Origin of the sequence: Duganella callida (assembly GCF_004614165.1) — a bacterium.
Lineage (GTDB): Bacteria > Pseudomonadota > Gammaproteobacteria > Burkholderiales > Burkholderiaceae_D > Rugamonas > Rugamonas callida.
In genome coordinates, this window is the sequence record NZ_SPVG01000122.1 from 1 (window position 1) to 18,192 (window position 18,192).

Genomic DNA, 18,192 nt, shown 5'->3' on the forward strand with positions numbered 1-18,192 from the left:
AGGCCGGCCAGGCCGGCCAGCGCGGCGTCGGTCCAGCGACGCCTGCGTGCGAACAGCGCGGCGCTGACGGCGCCGGTGGCCAGCGCAGCCAATGGCGGCGCCAGCGACGCCAGATCTGTGGATATCATCATTTCGCCTGCTCCTTGCCACTCCACGCCTGACGGAACGGCGTCTCCGCCGATGGCCGCGCCTGCAGCAACACCGGCGCATCGGTCAGCGTACCGCGCAGCCAGGCGCGCAACTCGCCGCGACACGACACGCAGCCATCCATCACGTCCTGCACCGCGCGCTGCGCCGACAGTTTCTGATCCTGATCGGTGATACGTGCATTGATGGTGTCGCGCGCCGCCTTGCTCCACAACGCGGGCAAGGCGCCATCCTGCGACAGCGCCTGCACCAGATCGCGCACTTCGGCCGGCACGGTGTCGTTGGCCGCGCCCTGCTCGCGCTTATAGCTCATGGCGCCGACGATATCGCCGGTCATGCGTTTTTCCTCCTTCAGCGCTGGCGGTACGAACGCGGTACGGTGCAGATAGACGCGTTCGGCCGCCTGCAGTTCCTTGATGGCGTCCAGCGCCTTGTACTCCGGCGGCAGCGCGGTTTTCGGCGACACCGCGCGCAGCGACTTTTCCGCGTCCCACATGGCGGCCAGGGCACGCTTCAGCACCGCCTTGGTTTGCGGATCGAAGATGGTGGCGTTGTCTTCCTGGTCGTGGGCGTGACCGAATTCCTTCATGACGGCGATCTCGCCGCCGCCTGATTTTTCGCTGCCGTGATGTTCATGTTCATGCTCATCATCGCCGAACAGGCTGGATTCTTCGCCGAGGAATTGGCCATAGCGCAGACGCAGCGCGGCCTGGTCTGCGGCGATGCCTTCGCTGCGCGAACGCAGGGTCGCCGCGACCATGTTCGGATTGGCTTTCAGGTCCGCCACCAGTTGTTCGGTGTCGATGATGATCTGGCGCTGGCTGCGCAGGTTTTCCGGCTTGGCCATGGACGGCAACGCGGTGGAATCCAGACTTTCCGCCTCCGGACCGGGCAGCCGCAGCGTGTAGGTCGCCGATTGCGCGGTGTGCGGATTGTCCGGCGCGTTGTCGGTGGCGCGTACGAAGAAGTAGAGCTCATCGCCGGGTTCCATGCCGAGTTCCGCCAGCGTCCACTGCTTTTTCCAGACCCGCGATTTGGGGTCGGACGATTGCGGCAGCGGCACTTCCTTGTCGCTGAAGCGGATGTTCTCGCCGCTGCCACGCGCCAGCGTCATGTGCAGGCTGGCGCGGACGATGGCGTAATCGTCCCTGGCGCTGACGGAGATTTGCACCGATCCGGCGTCCTTTTGCAGCAGGTGGATCAGTTCCGTCGGTTCGACGATGGCAACTTGCGGCGCCAGGTCCGGCGTGACGCGGATGTTGTAGCGTGCGGTGCTTTTGCCGCGCGCGCGCCAGAACAGGGATTCCTCCACGCGCAGCATGGCGCAGTCCTTGCCGACAGGGAGCGTCTGGCCGTCGCCGAGTTCGACGGCGGGCTGAGTTCCGGCCGGATTGCGCACGCACCAGCGCACTTCCGAGTATTGTGGGATCTGTATGTCGCGCGCGCCGGTTTCGAAGCTTTCGACGCCGGTGTATCCGGGCGGTGTGACGCGCAGATAAACTTCGCCATCCAGAATGGGCTTGTTCGCCGGTGCCGTCGCTTTCGGCATTTGCGACGCGCCAGCCGGTTTGCCTTGCCATGCCCAGGCGGCGCCGGACGCCAGCAGGCTGAATATCAGCGGCACGGTGACGTAACCGGCGTGGTTGCGGGCGATGCGCTGGTAGTCGCTGTCGGTCAGGACGCCGGCCAGGCGCGCTTGCAGGCGTTGCTGCTGCAACCTGGCGATGGGCGTGCCGGCATCGGCGGCCAGCAGCGCCGAGCTGTCTTCCATTTGCGGAACGGCCGCGTCAAGCCAGGAAGCCCATTGTTTGCCGATGCGATCGCGCCAGCGATAGGCGTCGACCATGGCCCAGATGGCGCAGGCGACGATGACGACCGCGGTGGCGGCACGGGAGGCAGGCAGCAGTGCGGCGCTGACCAGCAGCGGCAGGAAGACCGCCAGCCATTGCGCGCCGCGACGGCGCCAGACGGCGGTCCAGAGACGGCGGCGCAGGTGATCAGTTTCGCCGTGCATGGGAAAGTATCCGTTCGATCATGAAGAGGGCCAGCATGGCCAGGGCCAGCCAGGCGGCAGGCATGGCGCCCGGAATGGGCGCAGCGTTGCGCTCGGCGGCGACAGTTTGCGACGGCGTGGCGTAGGCTGGCGCGGGAGCGGCGGACAGCAGTTGCCAGCTGTCGTACAGGGCACGCGCGGTGTCGGCATCGCGCGGCGGGAAGACGTCCGACGTCCACAAGCGTCCGCGCGGGGTGTCGGCATATTTGAAATGGATGCCGTTGACCGTCAGCGCGGTGGCGGCGGCCAGTTCGGGGAACGGTCCGCCTGCTTCGCCAGCGGCTTCGGCTACGGTCGGCGCAACCACCCACCAGTGGGTCGAACGCCACGCTGCCGGCGGCACCGTACCTGGCGTATCCCACACAATCAGCGCGGTCCGGGCATCCGGCGCCGCGTCCAGCACATGGCGTGCGACGCCGCCGCCAGCGACGTCGAACGCCGCGAACAGGAATCTCCACGGCTGTGCGCGGGTCTGCGGCGCGCCGAGCACTATGTGCCGATCCACAGGCGCGGCGGACTGCCGCGAGCCGACAGGTTTCGTGCGCAGTTCCACCGGATGACTGAATTGCGGCAGGCGCGCCGGCATGGCGATCTGCCCGGCGCGGGCGACGATCAGGAGTTTGGCGTCGCGCTGCCAGTCACGCTCGTTCTCGCGCAGCCATGGCAGCACATCCGCCGGCATGTCGATACGGGTGGCGGAGGTGAAGCCGGCGGACTTGATCTGTTCCTCGACCCAGGCCCGATCGGCACCGGCATCCACCAGCACGGTGTCGCCGCGCCAGGGGAAGATGGTGGCGGCCAGCCAGGCGATCAAAACCATCAGCAGCAGGCAGCGCACCAGCAACAGCAGCTTGTCGCGCCACTGCCAGACGCGCAGCTGCTCCGGCGGCGCTGACGGCAGGAAGCGCGCCGTCGCCAGGAGTTCGGCTTTCACTCGCTGGCGCTTCTGGCGATGCCACCAAACCGGCAGCAGCAGCACCGGCAACGCCAGCCACCACAGGGGATAAGAACTCAGCATCATTTGGCGCGCGCTCCCGCCAGCCGCAGCCAGCTGCGCAAGACGCCACTCAAAGGCTGCTCGATGCGCGCCTCGTAATGGACGATGTTGTGTTGACGGCAGCTGGCCGCGACACCATCGAAATGCGCGCGGCTCTGCTGCTTGTAGCTCTCGCGGTCGGCATTGCTCATGCGGTGCAGGCCATCGGCGCGTTCCGGGTCGCGATAGCCGCCGCCGGACTTGAACGAAGCATCCACCTCGGCCTGCGTGCGCAAGGTCAGCAGCCGCACGTCGTGGCGCATGTTCCGCAGCCGCAGCAGGGCGGCGCTCAGCGGCGATGGCCAGTCGAGAAAGTCGCTGGCGGCAAAGATCATGCTCGGCGCGCGGGCAAAATGCAGACTCGATTTCAATACGTCCTCCGGCGGCAGGCCGCCTTCCGCCTGCGCCCGCGACAGCGCCGCCAGCACCCGCTGCAACTGGCGCGGCCCGCGCGAGGCCGGCACAAATTCCACTTTGCCGCCGCTGCAGATCAGCAGGCCGAAGGCGTCACCCTGCCGCTGCGCGATGGCGGCCACGCAGGCCAGCATGGTGCGCGCGAACCACAGCTTGTCGACGCCATTGATCTCGCGGCTGGGCTCCGCCATCGACGCGGTGGCGTCCAGGCAAAGCCAGACGGCGACGTGGCTGTCGCGCTCCGCCTCGCGCACGAAGTAGCGGTCGGCGCGGGCCAGCAGCTTCCAGTCGACGCGACGCCATTCGTCGCCCGGCGCGTAGGCGCGGTATTCGGAGAACTCGACGCCGGCGCCGCGCTCGCGGCCCGCATGAATGCCATGCCCCAGCCCGGCCAGTACGTGACGTATCACCAGGTCCAGATCCCTGGTCTGGGCCATCATGGCGGTCATGGCGCTGGACGCGGCGGTTCGGCCGGCGTCGTCGCCGGCAGCCGCCATGTGGGCGGACGATTTGGCGCTGGTCTGCATCGCGGTTTAGTCGGGACGGATATGCTCACGCAGCGCTTGCAGGATATCGGCAATGGCGATGCCGTCCGCTTCCGCCTCGAAATTGCGCAGCACGCGGTGCGCAAGCACCGGCAGCAGCATCTCGGCGATGTCCTCGCGCGTTACCGCCAGGCGGCCGTGCATCAGCGCGCGCGCCTTGGAAGCCAGCACCAGCGCCTGCCCGGCACGCGGCCCGGCACCCCAGCCGATATGCTTCTTCACCGCCGGCACCGTGGTCAGCGCCGGACGGGTCGCGCGCACCAGCCGGGTCGCGTAGGCCACCAGATGATCGCCGATCTCGATATCGCGCACCAGCTGCTGCAGGCGCAGCAGCGTCGCCACGTCCATCACCGGCTCGGCGTCCTTCAGACCCGCGTGCGTGGTGGCGGAGACCATGCGGATCTCTTCCTCTTCCGTCGGGTACACCACGTCGATGCGCAGCAGGAAGCGGTCCAGCTGCGCTTCCGGCAGCGGGTAGGTGCCGGCCTGCTCGATCGGGTTCTGCGTCGCCAGCACGAAGAAAGGCCTGGGCAGCTTGTGCGTCTGGCCGGCGAACGTCACGCTGCGTTCCTGCATCGCTTCCAAAAGCGCCGATTGCGTCTTCGGTGGCGCGCGGTTGATCTCGTCCGCCAGCAGCACCTGCGTGAACACCGGCCCTTGCTGGAAGCGAAACTCGCGCTTGCGCGTGGCGTGGTCTTCTTCCAGGATCTCGGTGCCGACGATATCGGAGGGCATCAGGTCCGGCGTGAACTGCACGCGGTGGAAGTCCAGCTCCGTCGCCTGCGACAGCGACTTGACCAGCAGGGTCTTGCCCAGTCCCGGCACGCCCTCCACCAGCGCATGGCCGCCGGCCAGCAGGCAGATGATCAGCGAATCGATCACGTCTTCCTGGCCGATGATCACCCGCGACATGCTGGCCTTCAGCGCGGCCACCTTGGCGGTCAGTTCGCCGATCTCATTTTCGCTCCAGGCGATTGCTGCACCATCAGCCATTACTAAGCTCCCAACGCATATTGAATGATATTCACCGCAAAGCGGGTATTGTCGACCGCGAGAAAACGCTTGTTGCGGAAGTCGTAGTCCCACTCGCAGCCGTAGTCCTTGTTACTGTACAAAAGCCGCACGCGTCCGCCGATCTCGATCGCCTTCAGATAATCGTGCACCAGATCGTCACCCCAGCCGTTCAGCTCCACGGTGGTATTCGGCGGGCCGTCCTCGAATCTGAAGAAGGCCGAGTAGATCGGGTGGTTGTTGGGGATCTTGTGCAGCGCCTTCGGACCGAAGATACGGGCGATTTCGGCCTCGAACGATTTCGCGAACAGCCCGTCGATGTCGTGGTTGCAGTCGTCCACGAACAGAAAGCCGCCGCCCTTGATGTAGCGCTCCAGGTTCTTGCGCTCGGCCGCCGTGAACTGCACCAGCTTGTGGCCGGCGAAATAGCAGAACGGCGCCTCCAGCATCTTCGGGTCGGACAGCGCGACGATGCGCTCAACGGGATCGACCCGCAAGGTCGTGTACTCGACCAGCGAATTGAGCACGTTGCTGGGCATGCGGACATCCACATCCCAGTCGCCCGACTCGTAGGTCAGGCGCGTGAAATAGAAATCGTACGAGGCCACAGCCGCCCTTACACCGCGTCCGACAGCGACGTGAAGTTAAAGTCGCGCACCTTCATCGGCGGGATCAGCATCTGGTAGCGCACCTCGTCGCCGCCGATCACCACCGGCTTGCCCAGTTCGTCGATATTGTTCAGCATCGTCACCGGGCTTTCGTTGAAGCGGAAATTCTTCACCGGGTGCTTGATCTTGCCGTTCTCGATGTAGAAGGTGCCGTCGCGCGTCAGGCCGGTCAGCAGCAGCGACTGCGGATCGACCATGCGGATGTACCAGGTGCGCGTCACCAGGATGCCCTTCTTGGTATTGGCGATCAGTTCCTCGGTCGACTTGCCGCCGCCCGCCATGATCATATTGCCGTGACGGCCCGTGGCGCGCTGGCCGTTCTTCTCGGCCCAGTAACGGGTATAGTCGAGCGAGGCGACCTTGCCGTTCTTGATCACGTCCGCGCGCTCGCGCGCCAGCATGGCCTGGCTGTCCCACGGCAGCACCGGCACATCGGGATTCCACGGGTCGGCCCAGATGTTCACCTGCTCATCGAACAGCTTCTCGCCAAGACGATTGCCGCCGCCCTTTTTTGCCAGGAAGCTGCGGCCCTCGTCGGCCTGACGCGCGTCGAAGGCGCCGAACATGCGGCCGATGATTTCCGAGGTCGCCGCCGGTTCCAGAATCACGGTATAACGGCCCGGTTCCAGCGCTTTCGCCTCGACCGATTTGAGCGCCTTCTCGATGGCGATCTCGGAAGCCTCGCGCGCGTCGAACTTGCGCGCATCGTTGGCGGAACGGGTGACCCAGCCGGAGCCGCGGCCATCTTCGGTGCGGGTGGTGACGGTGAAACCCAGATTGCTCAGGGTCTGGTAACCGAATACGCCGTTCGAGTTGGCCACCGTTTCGAAGCCGGTGGTGTCGCTGAAGAAGCCGGCGGCCACCAGTCCTTTCTGTTTGGCCGAATTGATGCTCGCCGCCGCCACTGCGGCGCGGTATTCGGGATCGATGGCGGCGGTGGCGTCGCTGAAGGTGGCCGACGGCTTGTAATCCTGCTTCTTGATCGCCGGCAGGAACTCCGGATTTTCCGGCGCCAGGCGTGCCACGTCTTCCGCGCGGCGCACCACTTTTTCCAGCGACTTGTCGTCGAACTCATTGATCGACGCGGTGCCCTGCTTCTTGCCGAAGGCGACGCTCACGGTCAGTTGGGTATTCTCGATCAGGCCAGCGGTCGATACCGCGTTGCGCGCGTAGCGGATATTGCCATTACGGCTGCCGCTGATCTGCACCCGGCACTCGTCGGCCTTGGACAGCGACATCACCTTGTCGCAAATGCGTTTTGCTTCTTCCTGGGTCAGCATCTTCATCTGTCTTATCCTATTTTGCGAGCGGTGTTAATCACGTTGACGCCGTTGAAGCGCGTGGTCGGCGAACCGTGCGAGACGGCGCTGACCTGGCTGGGCTGGCCCTTGCCGTCGAAGAAGGAGCCGCCCATGCGCCAGTCGCGTTCATCGCACAGCGCCGAGCAGGCATTCCAGAATTCCTGGGTGTTCGACTGGTAGGCCACGTCCTCCAGCTGGTTGGTGATCTTGCCGTTCCTGATTTCGAAGTACAGCTGGCCGCCGAACTGGAAGTTGTAGCGCTGCTGGTCGATCGAATACGAGCCGCGGCCAAGGATGTAGATGCCCTTCTTGACATCCTTGACCATCTCGTCCGGGGTCATGCGCTTCTTGCCTGCTTCCAGCGAGACGTTGGGCATGCGCTGGAACTGCACGCTGCTCCAGCTGTCCGCGTACGAGCAGCCATGCGATTCCTTCTCGCCGATGATCGCCGCCTGGTCGCGCGTGGCCTGGTAGTTGACCAGGATGCCGTTGCGGATCAGGTCCCAGCGCTTGGACGCCACGCCCTCGTCGTCGTAGGCCACCTGGCCCAGCGAGCCTGGCGTGGTCTTGTCGGCGACGATGTTGACCAGCTCCGAACCATACTTGAAATTCTTCGACTTCCATTTGTCCAGCGTGGCGAAGCTGGTGCCGGCGTAATTGGCCTCGTAGCCCAGCACGCGATCGAGCTCGGTGGCGTGGCCGACCGACTCGTGGATGGTCAGGAACAGGTGCTCGGGCGACAGCACCAGATCGTACTTGCCCGGTTCGACCGTCTTGGCGGTCAGCTTTTCCTTGGCCTGGCGGCCGGCCGCGCGCGCATCTTCGATCAGATCGTAGGCGCCCTTGTACAGCTGGGTGACATTGCCGGCGGCCTTGACGCGGTTCTCCGGCTTGCAGTCGAAGAACTCGAAGCCCATGCTGCACGGCGACGACAAACCGTCACGCGTGCGGAACTTGCCGCTGGCCTTGTCGACCGCCGTGGCGGTCAACGGCGACCACAGACGGTGGATGTCCTGATCGATGTACGAGCCGTCGGTGGAAGCGAAATACTTCTGCTGGTTCACCTGGAACAGCATGGAGCGCATGAAGTTGGCGCCCGCGTCCATGCCGGCCTTGTTTGCGGCCAGCAGCATCTCGGCCTTCTCCTTGATCGGCACCGAACGCCAGTCCTTTTTGAACGGCGTCGCCCACGCCACTTCGCCCACGCCCTTTACCGGCGCCAGCACCACGGGTTCGGTCTGCAGTTTCGCATTGGCCCTGGCGATGGCGACCGCCTGGCGCGCGGCGTCGGCCACGGCATCCAGTGTCATCACGTTGGTCGAGCAGAAGCCGTAGGCGCCGTTGGCGATCACGCGCACGCCGACGCCCGAGGATTCGGTGTTGACGATATCTTCCACGTTCAGGTCACGGGTGGTGATGAACTGGTTCAGGTAGCGGCCGATGCGCACGTCGCAATACGTGGCACCGGCCTTGGTGGCCGCGTTCATGGCGGCGTCGGCCAGCGACTTCTTGAACTGCACGGCCATGGGGTTGAGCAGCTCTTCCGCTGCGATGGCATTGCCGAAGACCGGCACCAGCAAGCTGCCGCCGGCGACGGCGCTTACCTTTAAAAATGAACGACGTTCCACGTGCTGCTCCTGATGATGTTTACACTGCGTCCGACAGCGACGTGAAGTTGAAGTCGCGGACCTTCATGGCCGGGATCAGCAACTGGAATTGCGACTCGTCGCCGGACAGGATTTCCGGCTTGCCGATTTCATCGATATTGTTCAGCATCGTCACCGGACTTTCGTTGAAGCGGAAGTTCTTGATCGGATGCTTGATCTTGCCGTTCTCGATGTAGAAGGTGCCGTCGCGGGTCAGGCCGGTCAGCAGCAGCGATTGCGGGTCCACCATGCGGATATACCAGGTGCGGGTCACCAGGATGCCCTTCTTGGTGTTGGCGATCAGCTCTTCGGTCGACTTGCTGGTACCGGCCATGATGATGTTGCCCGGCTGGCCGATGGCACGCTGGTTCATCTTCTTGGCCCAGAACGGCGAGTAGCCGAGCGAAGCGATCTTGCCGTTCTTGATGATGTCCTGGCGTTCGCGCGCCAGCAGGCTTTGCGCATCGAACGGCAGCACGGCGACATCCTTGTCCCACGGATCGGCCCAGACATTCACCTGCTCATCGAACAGCTTCTCGCCCAGGCGGTTGCCGCCGCCCTTCTTCGACAGGAAGCTGCGGCCCTCGTCGGCCGAACGCGCGTCGAAGGCGTTGAACATGTATGCCAGCACATCCGAGGTGGCGGCCGGCTCCAGGATCACCGTGTAGCGGCCCGGCTCCAGCGCCTTGGCGTCCACCGATTTCAGCGCCTTCTCGATGGCGATGTCGGAAGCGGCGCGCGCGTCGAACTTGCTGGCGTCGCCGACGCTGCGCTTGACCCAGCCCGAACCGCGGCCGTCTTCGGTGCGCACCGTCAGCGTGAAATCCAGGCCGGTGTCGGTCTGGTAGCCGAACACGCCGTTGGAATTGGCCACGGACGTGAACTGCGTGCTGTCGGTGAAGAAGCCGGCGGCCACCAGCTTGTTCTTCTTGCTGTTCTCGATGCTGTATGCCGCCACCTGCGCGCGGAATTCAGGATCGATGTCGGCGGTCTTCTGGAAGTAGGTCTGCGACGCCTTGTACTCCTGCTTGGACGGCGTCGGCATGAACTCCGGATTTTCCGGCGCCAGGCGCGCCAGGTCTTCCGCGCGGCGCACGGCTTTTTCCAGCGACTTGTCATCGAACTCGTTGACCGAGGCGGTGCCCTGCTTCTTGCCGAAGGCGACCGACACCACCAGCTGGGTATCTTCGATCAGGCCCGCGGTGGAAACGGCGTTGCGCGCATAGCGGATATTGCCCTTGCGGCTGCCGTTGATGGACACTTCGCACTGGTCGGCCTTGGTCAGCGCCATCACCTTGTCGCTGATGCGCTTGGTCTCTTCTTGACTCAGGAATTTCATATTGTCTCTCTCTCCAGGGGCTTAGCCGATCTTGCGGGCGGTGTTGATCACGTTGACGCCGTTGAAGCGCGCGGTCGATGCGCCATGCGACACGATGGACACCTGCGGCGGCTGGCCTTTGCCGTCGAAGAAGGAGCCGCCCATGCGCCAGTCGCGCTCATCGCAGATGCCGACGCAGGCGTTCCAGAACTCCTGGGTATTCGATTGGTAGGCCACGTCCTCCAGCTGCTGGCCGATCTTGCCGTTCTTGATTTCGTAGAACAGCTGGCCGCCGAACTGGAAGTTGTAGCGCTGCTGGTCGATCGAGAAGGAACCGTCACCGACGATGTAGATGCCCTTCTTGACGTCCTTGATCATCTCGTCCGGCGTCATGCGCTTCTTGCCGGCCTTGAGCGAAACGTTCGGCATGCGCTGGAACTGCACGTTGGCCCAGTTGTCGGCATACGAGCAGCCGTGCGATTCCTTCTCGCCGATGATGTGCGCCTGGTCGCGGGTGGCCTGGTAGTTGACCAGGATGCCGTCCTTGATGATGTCCCAGTTCTTGCACTTGACGCCTTCGTCGTCGTAGCCGACCGCACCCAGCGAACCCGGGGTGGTCTTGTCGGCGACGATGTTGACCAGGTCCGAGCCGTACTTGAACTTCTTGGTCTGCCATTTATCCAGCGTGGCGAAACTGGTGCCGGCGTAATTGGCCTCGTAGCCCAGCACCCGATCGAGTTCGGTCGGGTGGCCCACCGACTCGTGGATGGTCAGCCACAGGTGCTCCGGCGACAGCACCAGGTCGTACTTGCCCGGTTCGACCGACTTGGCGGTCAGCTTGGCCTTGGCCTGCTTGCCGGCCAGGCGCGCGTCTTCGATCAGGTCATACGATTTGGTGTACAGCGTGGTCACGCCGCCGGCCGCCTGCAGCTGGTGCTCGGGGCGCGCGTCCAGGTATTCGTAGCCCATGCCGACCGGCGCGGACAGGCCCTGGCGGGTGCGGAACTTGTTCGACTTCTGATCGACGGCGGTGGCGAAGAACGGCATCCACAGGCGGTGGATGTCCTGGTCGATGTAGGAACCGTCGGTGGAGGCGAAATACTTCTGCTGGTTCACCTGGAACAGCAGCGATTGCATGAAGCTGGCGCCGCCCTCCATGCCGGCCTTGTTGGCGGCGACCAGCAGGTCGGCCTTGTCCTTGATGGCGACCGTGCGCCAGTCCTTGACGATGGGCGTGGCCCAGGCCACTTCGCCCACGCCCTTGACCGGCGCCAGGATCACGGGTTCGGTCTGCAGCTTGGCGTTGGCCTTGGCGATGGCCACTGCCTGGCGCGCGGCCGCGGCCACGCCGTCCGGCGTCATGTCGTTGGTGGCGGCGAAGCCGTAGGCGCCGCCCGCGATCACGCGCACGCCGACGCCGGCCGACTCGGTGTTCACCACGTTTTCGACATTCAGGTCGCGGGTGGTGATGAACTGGTTGAGGTAGCGGCCCACGCGCACGTCGCAATACGAGGCGCCGGCCTGAGTGGCGGCGGTCATCGCGGTATCGGCCAGGGCCTTCTTGAATTTCACGTCCACCGGCTTGATCAGCTCTTCCGCCGCGATGGCGCGGCCGAAGGTGGGCAGCAGCATGGTGCCCAGAGCCAGACTGCTGATATTGAGGAAGTCACGTCGTTGCATAGTCTCTCCAACATGGTTGCGGGCCAGCCGCCCGATCGGTTCTGCTTTTTATTTGCGCTTTTATTCGCTTTTGTGCCTGAACTACTGTGATACCGCTTGTTACTTTACGTTACACCTGAATATCCGTCGCCTGTTCCAGGGGTTTGGCAATATTAGCGCCGGAGTTAGACCGCAGATTGCAAAATGTATGCCATCGGAAACTGATCCGCAAGTGCCTGTTTTGGACCCGCGGAGTGTCCGCTCCGGTGTCCGGGCAGTGTCCGCGCAGTGTCCGCGCCCTGTCCGCGCCCATGATGGCGCACTGTCCCGGTGCGCCGGCGCCATTGCGCTTGACCTGTTTGCGTGCTTGGCAGATGATCGCGCTGGACGCGCGCCGCGTCGTCCCCACACCACACTTCAGGAGACTGTGCATGAAACGATACGTACTGGCCACCCTGGCCGCCACGCTGCTGATGGGCGGCCTCGCCACAAGCGGGAGCGCCCTCGCCACAAGCGGGAGCGCCCTCGCCGACGACGCGCTGAAGGCGGCCATCGCCGCCCCCACCCGCACGCCGGACAACGTGAAGCGCGACGTGTATCGCCATCCTTACGAAACGCTGAGCTTTTTCGGCATCAAGCCGAACATGACGGTGGTCGAGCTGGCGCCGGGCGGCGGCTGGTACACCGAGATCCTGGCGCCCTACCTGCGCGATCACGGCAAGCTGATCACCGGCGGCAACGATCTGGCCTCGCCCAACGAGGGCGAGCGCCGCGGCGCCGAGCGTTTCATGGCGCGCCTGAACGCCAAGCCGGAGGCCTACAACAAGGTGGCGATCGGCGTGTTTTCGCCGGGCCGCAAAATCGAGCTGGCGCCGGCCAACAGCGTGGACATGGTGCTCACCTTCCGCAACATCCACAACTGGATCGAGCTGGGTCCGGACAAGATGAATGATCTCTTCAAGCAGTTGTACACGGTGCTCAAGCCGGGCGGCGTGCTGGGTGTGGAGGAACACCGGCTGCCGGCGTCGAAGACGCAGGACGACAAGGCCAGCACCGGCTACATGCACGAAGCGTATGTGATCAAGCTGGCGGAATCGGCCGGCTTCAAACTGGCCGCGAAGTCGGAGATCAACGCCAATCCCAAGGATACGGCCGACCACAAGAACGGCGTCTGGGCGCTGCCCCCGACCCTGACCAACAAGGACGAGGACCGCGCGAAGTACCTGGCCATCGGCGAGAGCGACCGCATGACGCTGAAGTTCGTCAAGCCGTAATCTGGCCCGGGGCGTGGCTCAGAACCGGGTGAATTTGCTTTCGTCCGGCGCTCCTTCCGACACCGGGGCCAGGCCGCGCGCCGGTCGCGCCGAGGCGGCGGTCGTCTTCAGTACCGCCGGCCGGCGTACGGCGCCCATGCGTGGCGCCTCGTCCAGCGCATACTGCTTGAACACCGACATCAGATGCCGCAGCTGCTCCGCCTGCGCATTCATCTCTTCCGACGTCGCCGCCAGTTCTTCCGAGCTGGCGGCATTCACCTGCGTGGTCTCGCTCAGCTGGATCACCGCGCTGTTAATCTGCCGCACACCGGAGCTCTGTTCCTCGGAGGCCGCGGAAATTTCCTGCACCAGGTCGGAGGTCTTGCGGATGTTCGGCGCCAGCGCATCGAACATCACGCCGGCCTGTTCCGCCAGCTCGACGCTGTCGGCCGCCACCTGGCTGATTTCCTGCGCCGCCACCTGGCTGCGTTCCGCCAGCCGGCGCACCTCGGCCGCCACCACCGCGAAGCCCTTGCCGTGTTCCTGCGCGCGCGCCGCCTCGATCGCCGCGTTCAGCGCCAGCAGATTGGTCTGATAGGCGATATCGTCGATGATGCCGATCTTGCCGGCGATCTGCTTCATGGCCGTCGCCGTCGCCTTCACCACCTCGCCGCCGCGCGAGGCCTCGCCGGCGGCCTGGGTGGCGATGCCGTCGGTGACTTTCGCGTTCTCGGTATTCTGCGCGATCGAGGCCGTCATCTGCTCGATCGAGGCGCTGGTCTCCTCCACGCCCGCGGCCTGCTCGCTGGCCGCCTGCGACAGCGACTGCGCGGTGGCGCTGACCTCCTGCGCCGCGCTGGCCAGGTGGCTCACCACCATCTGCACCTCGCGCACAATGCCGGACAGGCTGCGCGCCAACCACACCGCCAGCACGCAGCCGAGAACCGCGATCACTACGTCCAGCCCCAGGATGATCTGCTTGGCCGAATTGGTGATGCTGGTCATGCCCTCCGATTCGCCCTGGGTTTCCGCATCGTTCACCTTCAGCAACTTGCGGAAGGCTGTGGCGATGGCTTCATCGGCGCCCTTGATTTCCTTGTCCATCTCCAGCACCGACATGCCCTTCTCGCGCATGGCCTCCAGCTGCGCCATGCTGCCGTCGTAGCTTTTGACGCCGGCCAGCACATCGTTCAGCAGCGTCTGCTCCTCGGGGCTGGCTGAGCCGGCGTTGCGGTAGTTGGCCATCTGCTTTTCGATTTCCGCCAGGTCGGCGCGGAACTTGGTGTTATTGTCGGCGCCGCGCAGGATGTAGTTCTTGAAGTGGCGCACCGCGTGACCATGCGCAGTCACCCCCTCCAGCACCGCGTTCTTGCGCGCCAGCGTGATGTTCTCGAAATCGATCCAGTTGTCGTGCAGGGCGGTCAGCTTGGCGAAGGCGATCACGCCCATCACGACCACCAGCAGCACGATGCTGCCAAAGCCGGCATGCAGCCGGGTCTCCATTTTCATTTTTTCCAGCATGGCGGGTACTCCCTGGCGAGGCTGTCCACATGGTATTGTGAACCAATATCGACATCAAAGTCTCACTAAAACTAACGGTGCGCTGTCCTGCGTGTGCTGCCGTACCTTCGCCGCTAAGGAATCCGAGCGACAAACTCTTGCAGGTGCAGCGTGGCCACCAGGTGCTGCACGTTGAGCAGCATGACGAAGCGGCCGCCGACCTTGCCGATGCCGTGCAGCAGATCGGCGCGCACGCTGCCGAAGCGCGGCGCCGGCTCGATATCCTCGGCCGGAATGTCCAGGACAGCGTTGACCGCATCGACCAGAATGCCGATCACCAGCGGCCCTTCCGACGCCATCACCTCCACCACGATGATGCAGGTGCGCTTGGTCACCGGCGACGGCGCGCGCTCCAGCCGGCGCGCCAGGTCCAGCACCGGCACCGCCGTGCCGCGCAGGTTGATCACCCCGCAGATCGACGGCGGCATCTGCGGCACCGGCGTCACGCCGGCGTATTCCAGGATCTCGCGCACGGCCAGGATGCCCATGGCGAACATCTCCTGGCCCAGCATGAAGCTGAGGTACTGCGCCGGCTGCTGCTGGGACAATGCCGGCGCATCGGCGGCGGTCGGGGTGCTCATGGCGGCCTCGCTCAGAATTTGACGAAGTGCGACTCGTCCGGCTCACTGACGTCGCTCATGCGCCGGCTGGACACCGCGCCGATCGGCCGTCCGGGCCGGGTCGCCGGCTTGCGCGGCGGCGCCGCCACCGTGCGCAGCGGCCGCGACACGCCGGCCAGCTTGAAGAAGGCCATGGCCTGCTGCAGCTGCTCCGCCTGGCTGCTCATCTCCTCGGCGGTGGCGGCCAGCTGCTCCGAACTGGAGGCGTTCTGCTGGGTGGTCTGGCTCAGCTGCGTGACGGCGGCGTTGATCTGGCCGACGCCGGCCGACTGTTCCTCCGACGCCGCCGTGATTTCCTGCACCAGGTTGGAGGTGCGGCGGATGTTCGGGACCATCTCGTCCAGCAGCTGACCGGCCTTGTCGGCCAGCTCCACGCTGCTGGAGGCCACCTGCTCGATCTCCTGCGCCGCCACCTGGCTGCGCTCGGCCAGTTTGCGCACCTCGGCCGCCACCACGGCGAAGCCCTTGCCATGCTCGCCGGCGCGCGCCGCCTCGATCGCCGCGTTCAGCGCCAGCAGGTTGGTCTGGTAGGCGATATCGTCGATGATGCTGATCTTCTTGGCGATCTGCTGCATCGCCGCCACCGTCGACTTGACCGCCTCGCCGCCCTCCGCCGCCTCCCTGGCCGCCTTGCTGGCGATGCCGTCGGTGACCTTGGCGTTTTCGGTGTTCTGCGAGATCGACGCCGTCATCTGCTCGACCGAGGCGCTGGTTTGCTCGGTGCCGGCGGCCTGCTCGCTGGCCGCCTGCGACAGCGACTGCGCGGTGGCGCTGACCTCTTCCGAGGCCGAGGCCAGCGCCTCGGCGCCGTTGTTCACTTCCTGCACCACGTGCGACAGCTTGTCGATCATGCCCTTCATCGCCGCCAGCAGGCTGCCGCTGTCGCCGGCGCGCAGCTGCACGTCGGCGGTGAGGTCGCCGTCCGCCACCCGGCGCACGATGTCGGCCGCATACGCGGGGTCGCCGCCCAGCTGCCGCATGATGCCCTGCAGGATGAACAGGCCGATCGCCACCAGCAGCGCCAGCGCCACCGCGGCCGAGGTGTACATGCTGCGCAGCGCCGCCGCCGACGCTTCCTCGGCGTGCGACACGTCGGTCTCGCCGTATTGCACGTTCAGCGCCACCAGCTTGTTCAGGCTCTCCTCCGCGTCGTGAAAGGCGGTGCGGTTCTCCTTGATCGTGTTGTGCACCGCGACGAACAGTTCCTTGCGCCGCGCCAGCTCGGCGCGCGGGATCTGGCTGGCCGTCTGCGTGACCACAGCGTCGCGCTGCTTCCAGTTGTCCCACTGCTTGACGAAGACATTCCACACCTGCGCCTCCTCCTTTTCCTGCGGCAGCGCGTCATACACCTTCCACGCCTTGTCGATCCTGGCCCAGGCTTCCTGCTTGCGCTTGATCTCGTGATCGACGTCGGCCACGTCGTCCGGATACAGCGCCATGGCGTCGATCGCGCGGCTGGCCGAGCGCAGCGCCGTCTGCGCCTCGCTGATGGTCTGCAGCGCCTGCACCGAGGGCATGCGGTTCTTGCCGATCGAGAGCAGCATCTGGCTCTGCAGCTTCATGCCATTGAAAGCCACCAGCCCCACCACCAGCAGCGCCAGCACCGCCACCGCCAGCAACATCAAAATCTTGGTCCTGACCTGTAAACTCGACAGCATGACGAACCCCTCCCGTTTGGATGATTATTATGTTGATGCTTCCGCCAGCGCCCGCAGCCTGCGCCGGTCCTGCCTGATCCAGCCCACCAGTTCCTGCGCCGGCATGGGTTGCGCCAGCAGATAGCCCTGCGCCATATCGCAACCGAGATCGCGCAGCAGCTTCCAGTCCTCCACCGTCTCCACGCCCTCGGCCACCGTCGCCACGCCCAGGCTCTGCCCCAGTTCCAGTGCGCTTTTCAGCACCATGTGACGGTTCGGCCATTGCGCCGCGCCGTTGACGAAGCTGCGGTCGATCTTCAGCTCCGTGAACGGGCAGCGCGCGAACTGCTGCATGGACGAGTAGCCGATGCCGAAATCGTCCATCGCCAGGCCATAGCCCATCAGCCGCAGCCGGCCCATATTGGTCAACGCCTGCGACAGCTGGCGCATCACACTGGTCTCGGTCACTTCCCACACCAGCGCCTTGGGCGGCGCGCCGGACGCCGCCACCAGCGACGTCAGACGGTCGATGAAGCCGCGATCGGCCAGGTTGTCGGCGCTCAGGTTGACCGCCACCGTCAGCGGCGGCAGGCCGGCCTGCTTCCAGTCGTGCAGATGCCGCAGCACCTGGCGCACCATCTCCAGCGTGAACTCGGCCATCAGCGACGTGCCCTCCAGCGCCGGGATGAAATGCGACGGCGGCAGCAGGCCGCGCTGTGGCTGTCGCCAGCGCGCCAGCGCTTCCACGCCTTTCAGGTGACCGTTGTGCATCGCCACCTTGGGCTGGAAGTACGGCAGGAATTCCGCGCGCGCCAGCGCCTGTTCCAGCACTTCCAGCGCGACCTGCGGCAATGGCGGTGCCACCGCCGGCTCGCAATCGCCGCCGCGGCCGGCGCCGGCCTTGTGCAGCAGCTGCGTCAGCGATTCCAGCTGCACCGGCTTGACCAGGGTGCCCAGCAGGCCCATGCCGGCATCGTCGCAGGCCATGCTTTCGATGATCTCCAGCAGGCGCGGATCGCGCGCGCTGACCACGATCAGGTTTTCGGTCAGGTGCCGGTCGCGCAGCTGGCAGGTCAGTTCGATACCGTCCATGCCCGGCATCTCGAGGTCGGTGAGCACCAGGTACACCGGGCAGTTCTGCCGGCCGTCCAGCACCCGCAAGGCCTGGTTGCCGTCGGCCGCCTCCAGGATTTCGCCGAATTTCAGCTGGCGCAGCAGGCCGACCAGATAGCCGCGCTGGACCTCGCTGTCCTCCACCACCAGCACGCGGCGGCCGGCCCACGGCGGGGCATCGGTGGCATCGGTGGCGGTCGGGGTGGCCATG

14 protein-coding genes are annotated in these 18,192 nt (G+C 65.3%); 1 reads left to right on the forward strand and 13 read right to left on the reverse strand.

The window, feature by feature from the left end:
- Positions 1-127: 127 nt before the first annotated feature.
- From E4L98_RS12035 to E4L98_RS12075, 9 genes are read right to left on the reverse strand one after another with little or no spacing between them, the layout of a single operon-like run.
- Positions 128-2,161 (reverse strand): DUF4175 family protein, encoded by a 2,034-nt coding sequence (locus tag E4L98_RS12035; protein ID WP_135201797.1) that lies wholly within the window; start codon positions 2,159-2,161, stop codon positions 128-130.
- Positions 2,145-3,221: a hypothetical protein gene (locus E4L98_RS12040; RefSeq protein ID WP_229257366.1), complete on the reverse strand. Its 1,077-nt coding sequence runs from the start codon at positions 3,219-3,221 to the stop codon at positions 2,145-2,147. Before E4L98_RS12040 ends, E4L98_RS12035 begins: the two co-directional genes overlap by 17 nt.
- Positions 3,218-4,177: a DUF58 domain-containing protein gene (locus tag E4L98_RS12045; protein ID WP_229257367.1), complete on the reverse strand. Its 960-nt coding sequence runs from the start codon at positions 4,175-4,177 to the stop codon at positions 3,218-3,220. Before E4L98_RS12045 ends, E4L98_RS12040 begins: the two co-directional genes overlap by 4 nt.
- A gap of 6 nt (positions 4,178-4,183) precedes the next feature.
- Positions 4,184-5,188, reverse strand: a complete 1,005-nt coding sequence (locus tag E4L98_RS12050; RefSeq protein WP_135201798.1) for an AAA family ATPase — start codon at positions 5,186-5,188, stop codon at positions 4,184-4,186.
- A gap of 2 nt (positions 5,189-5,190) precedes the next feature.
- Positions 5,191-5,814, reverse strand: a complete 624-nt coding sequence (locus tag E4L98_RS12055) for a DUF4159 domain-containing protein (protein ID WP_135201799.1) — start codon at positions 5,812-5,814, stop codon at positions 5,191-5,193.
- Between the two features lie 8 nt (positions 5,815-5,822).
- Complete coding sequence (locus tag E4L98_RS12060) at positions 5,823-7,160, reverse strand: TldD/PmbA family protein (protein ID WP_135201800.1); 1,338 nt, start codon at positions 7,158-7,160, stop codon at positions 5,823-5,825.
- Between the two features lie 5 nt (positions 7,161-7,165).
- A complete protein-coding gene (locus tag E4L98_RS12065) occupies positions 7,166-8,803 on the reverse strand; it encodes a TldD/PmbA family protein (RefSeq protein WP_135201801.1) in 1,638 nt (545 codons plus the stop codon).
- A 19-nt stretch (positions 8,804-8,822) separates the two neighbouring features.
- Positions 8,823-10,160 (reverse strand): TldD/PmbA family protein, encoded by a 1,338-nt coding sequence (locus E4L98_RS12070; protein WP_135201802.1) that lies wholly within the window; start codon positions 10,158-10,160, stop codon positions 8,823-8,825.
- Between the two features lie 21 nt (positions 10,161-10,181).
- Entirely contained in the window at positions 10,182-11,819 is a 1,638-nt protein-coding gene (locus E4L98_RS12075) for a TldD/PmbA family protein (RefSeq protein ID WP_135201803.1), read from the reverse strand.
- A gap of 410 nt (positions 11,820-12,229) precedes the next feature.
- On the opposite strand from E4L98_RS12075, the gene E4L98_RS12080 reads away from it, so the two are divergent.
- A complete protein-coding gene (locus E4L98_RS12080) occupies positions 12,230-13,072 on the forward strand; it encodes a class I SAM-dependent methyltransferase (protein ID WP_135201804.1) in 843 nt (280 codons plus the stop codon).
- A gap of 18 nt (positions 13,073-13,090) precedes the next feature.
- Here the strand turns inward: E4L98_RS12080 and E4L98_RS12085 are convergent, their stop codons facing one another.
- The 4 genes from E4L98_RS12085 to E4L98_RS12100 form a co-directional block, all read right to left on the reverse strand.
- The gene (locus E4L98_RS12085; protein ID WP_229257368.1) at positions 13,091-14,560 is read right to left on the reverse strand and encodes a methyl-accepting chemotaxis protein; all 1,470 of its coding nucleotides are present in this window, start codon (positions 14,558-14,560) and stop codon (positions 13,091-13,093) included.
- 125 nt (positions 14,561-14,685) lie between these two features.
- A complete protein-coding gene (locus E4L98_RS12090) occupies positions 14,686-15,192 on the reverse strand; it encodes a chemotaxis protein CheW (protein WP_135201806.1) in 507 nt (168 codons plus the stop codon).
- A gap of 11 nt (positions 15,193-15,203) precedes the next feature.
- Entirely contained in the window at positions 15,204-16,889 is a 1,686-nt protein-coding gene (locus E4L98_RS12095) for a methyl-accepting chemotaxis protein (protein WP_135201807.1), read from the reverse strand.
- A 27-nt stretch (positions 16,890-16,916) separates the two neighbouring features.
- Positions 16,917-18,191 (reverse strand): EAL domain-containing response regulator, encoded by a 1,275-nt coding sequence (locus tag E4L98_RS12100; RefSeq protein ID WP_135201808.1) that lies wholly within the window; start codon positions 18,189-18,191, stop codon positions 16,917-16,919.
- Position 18,192: the final 1 nt, after the last annotated feature.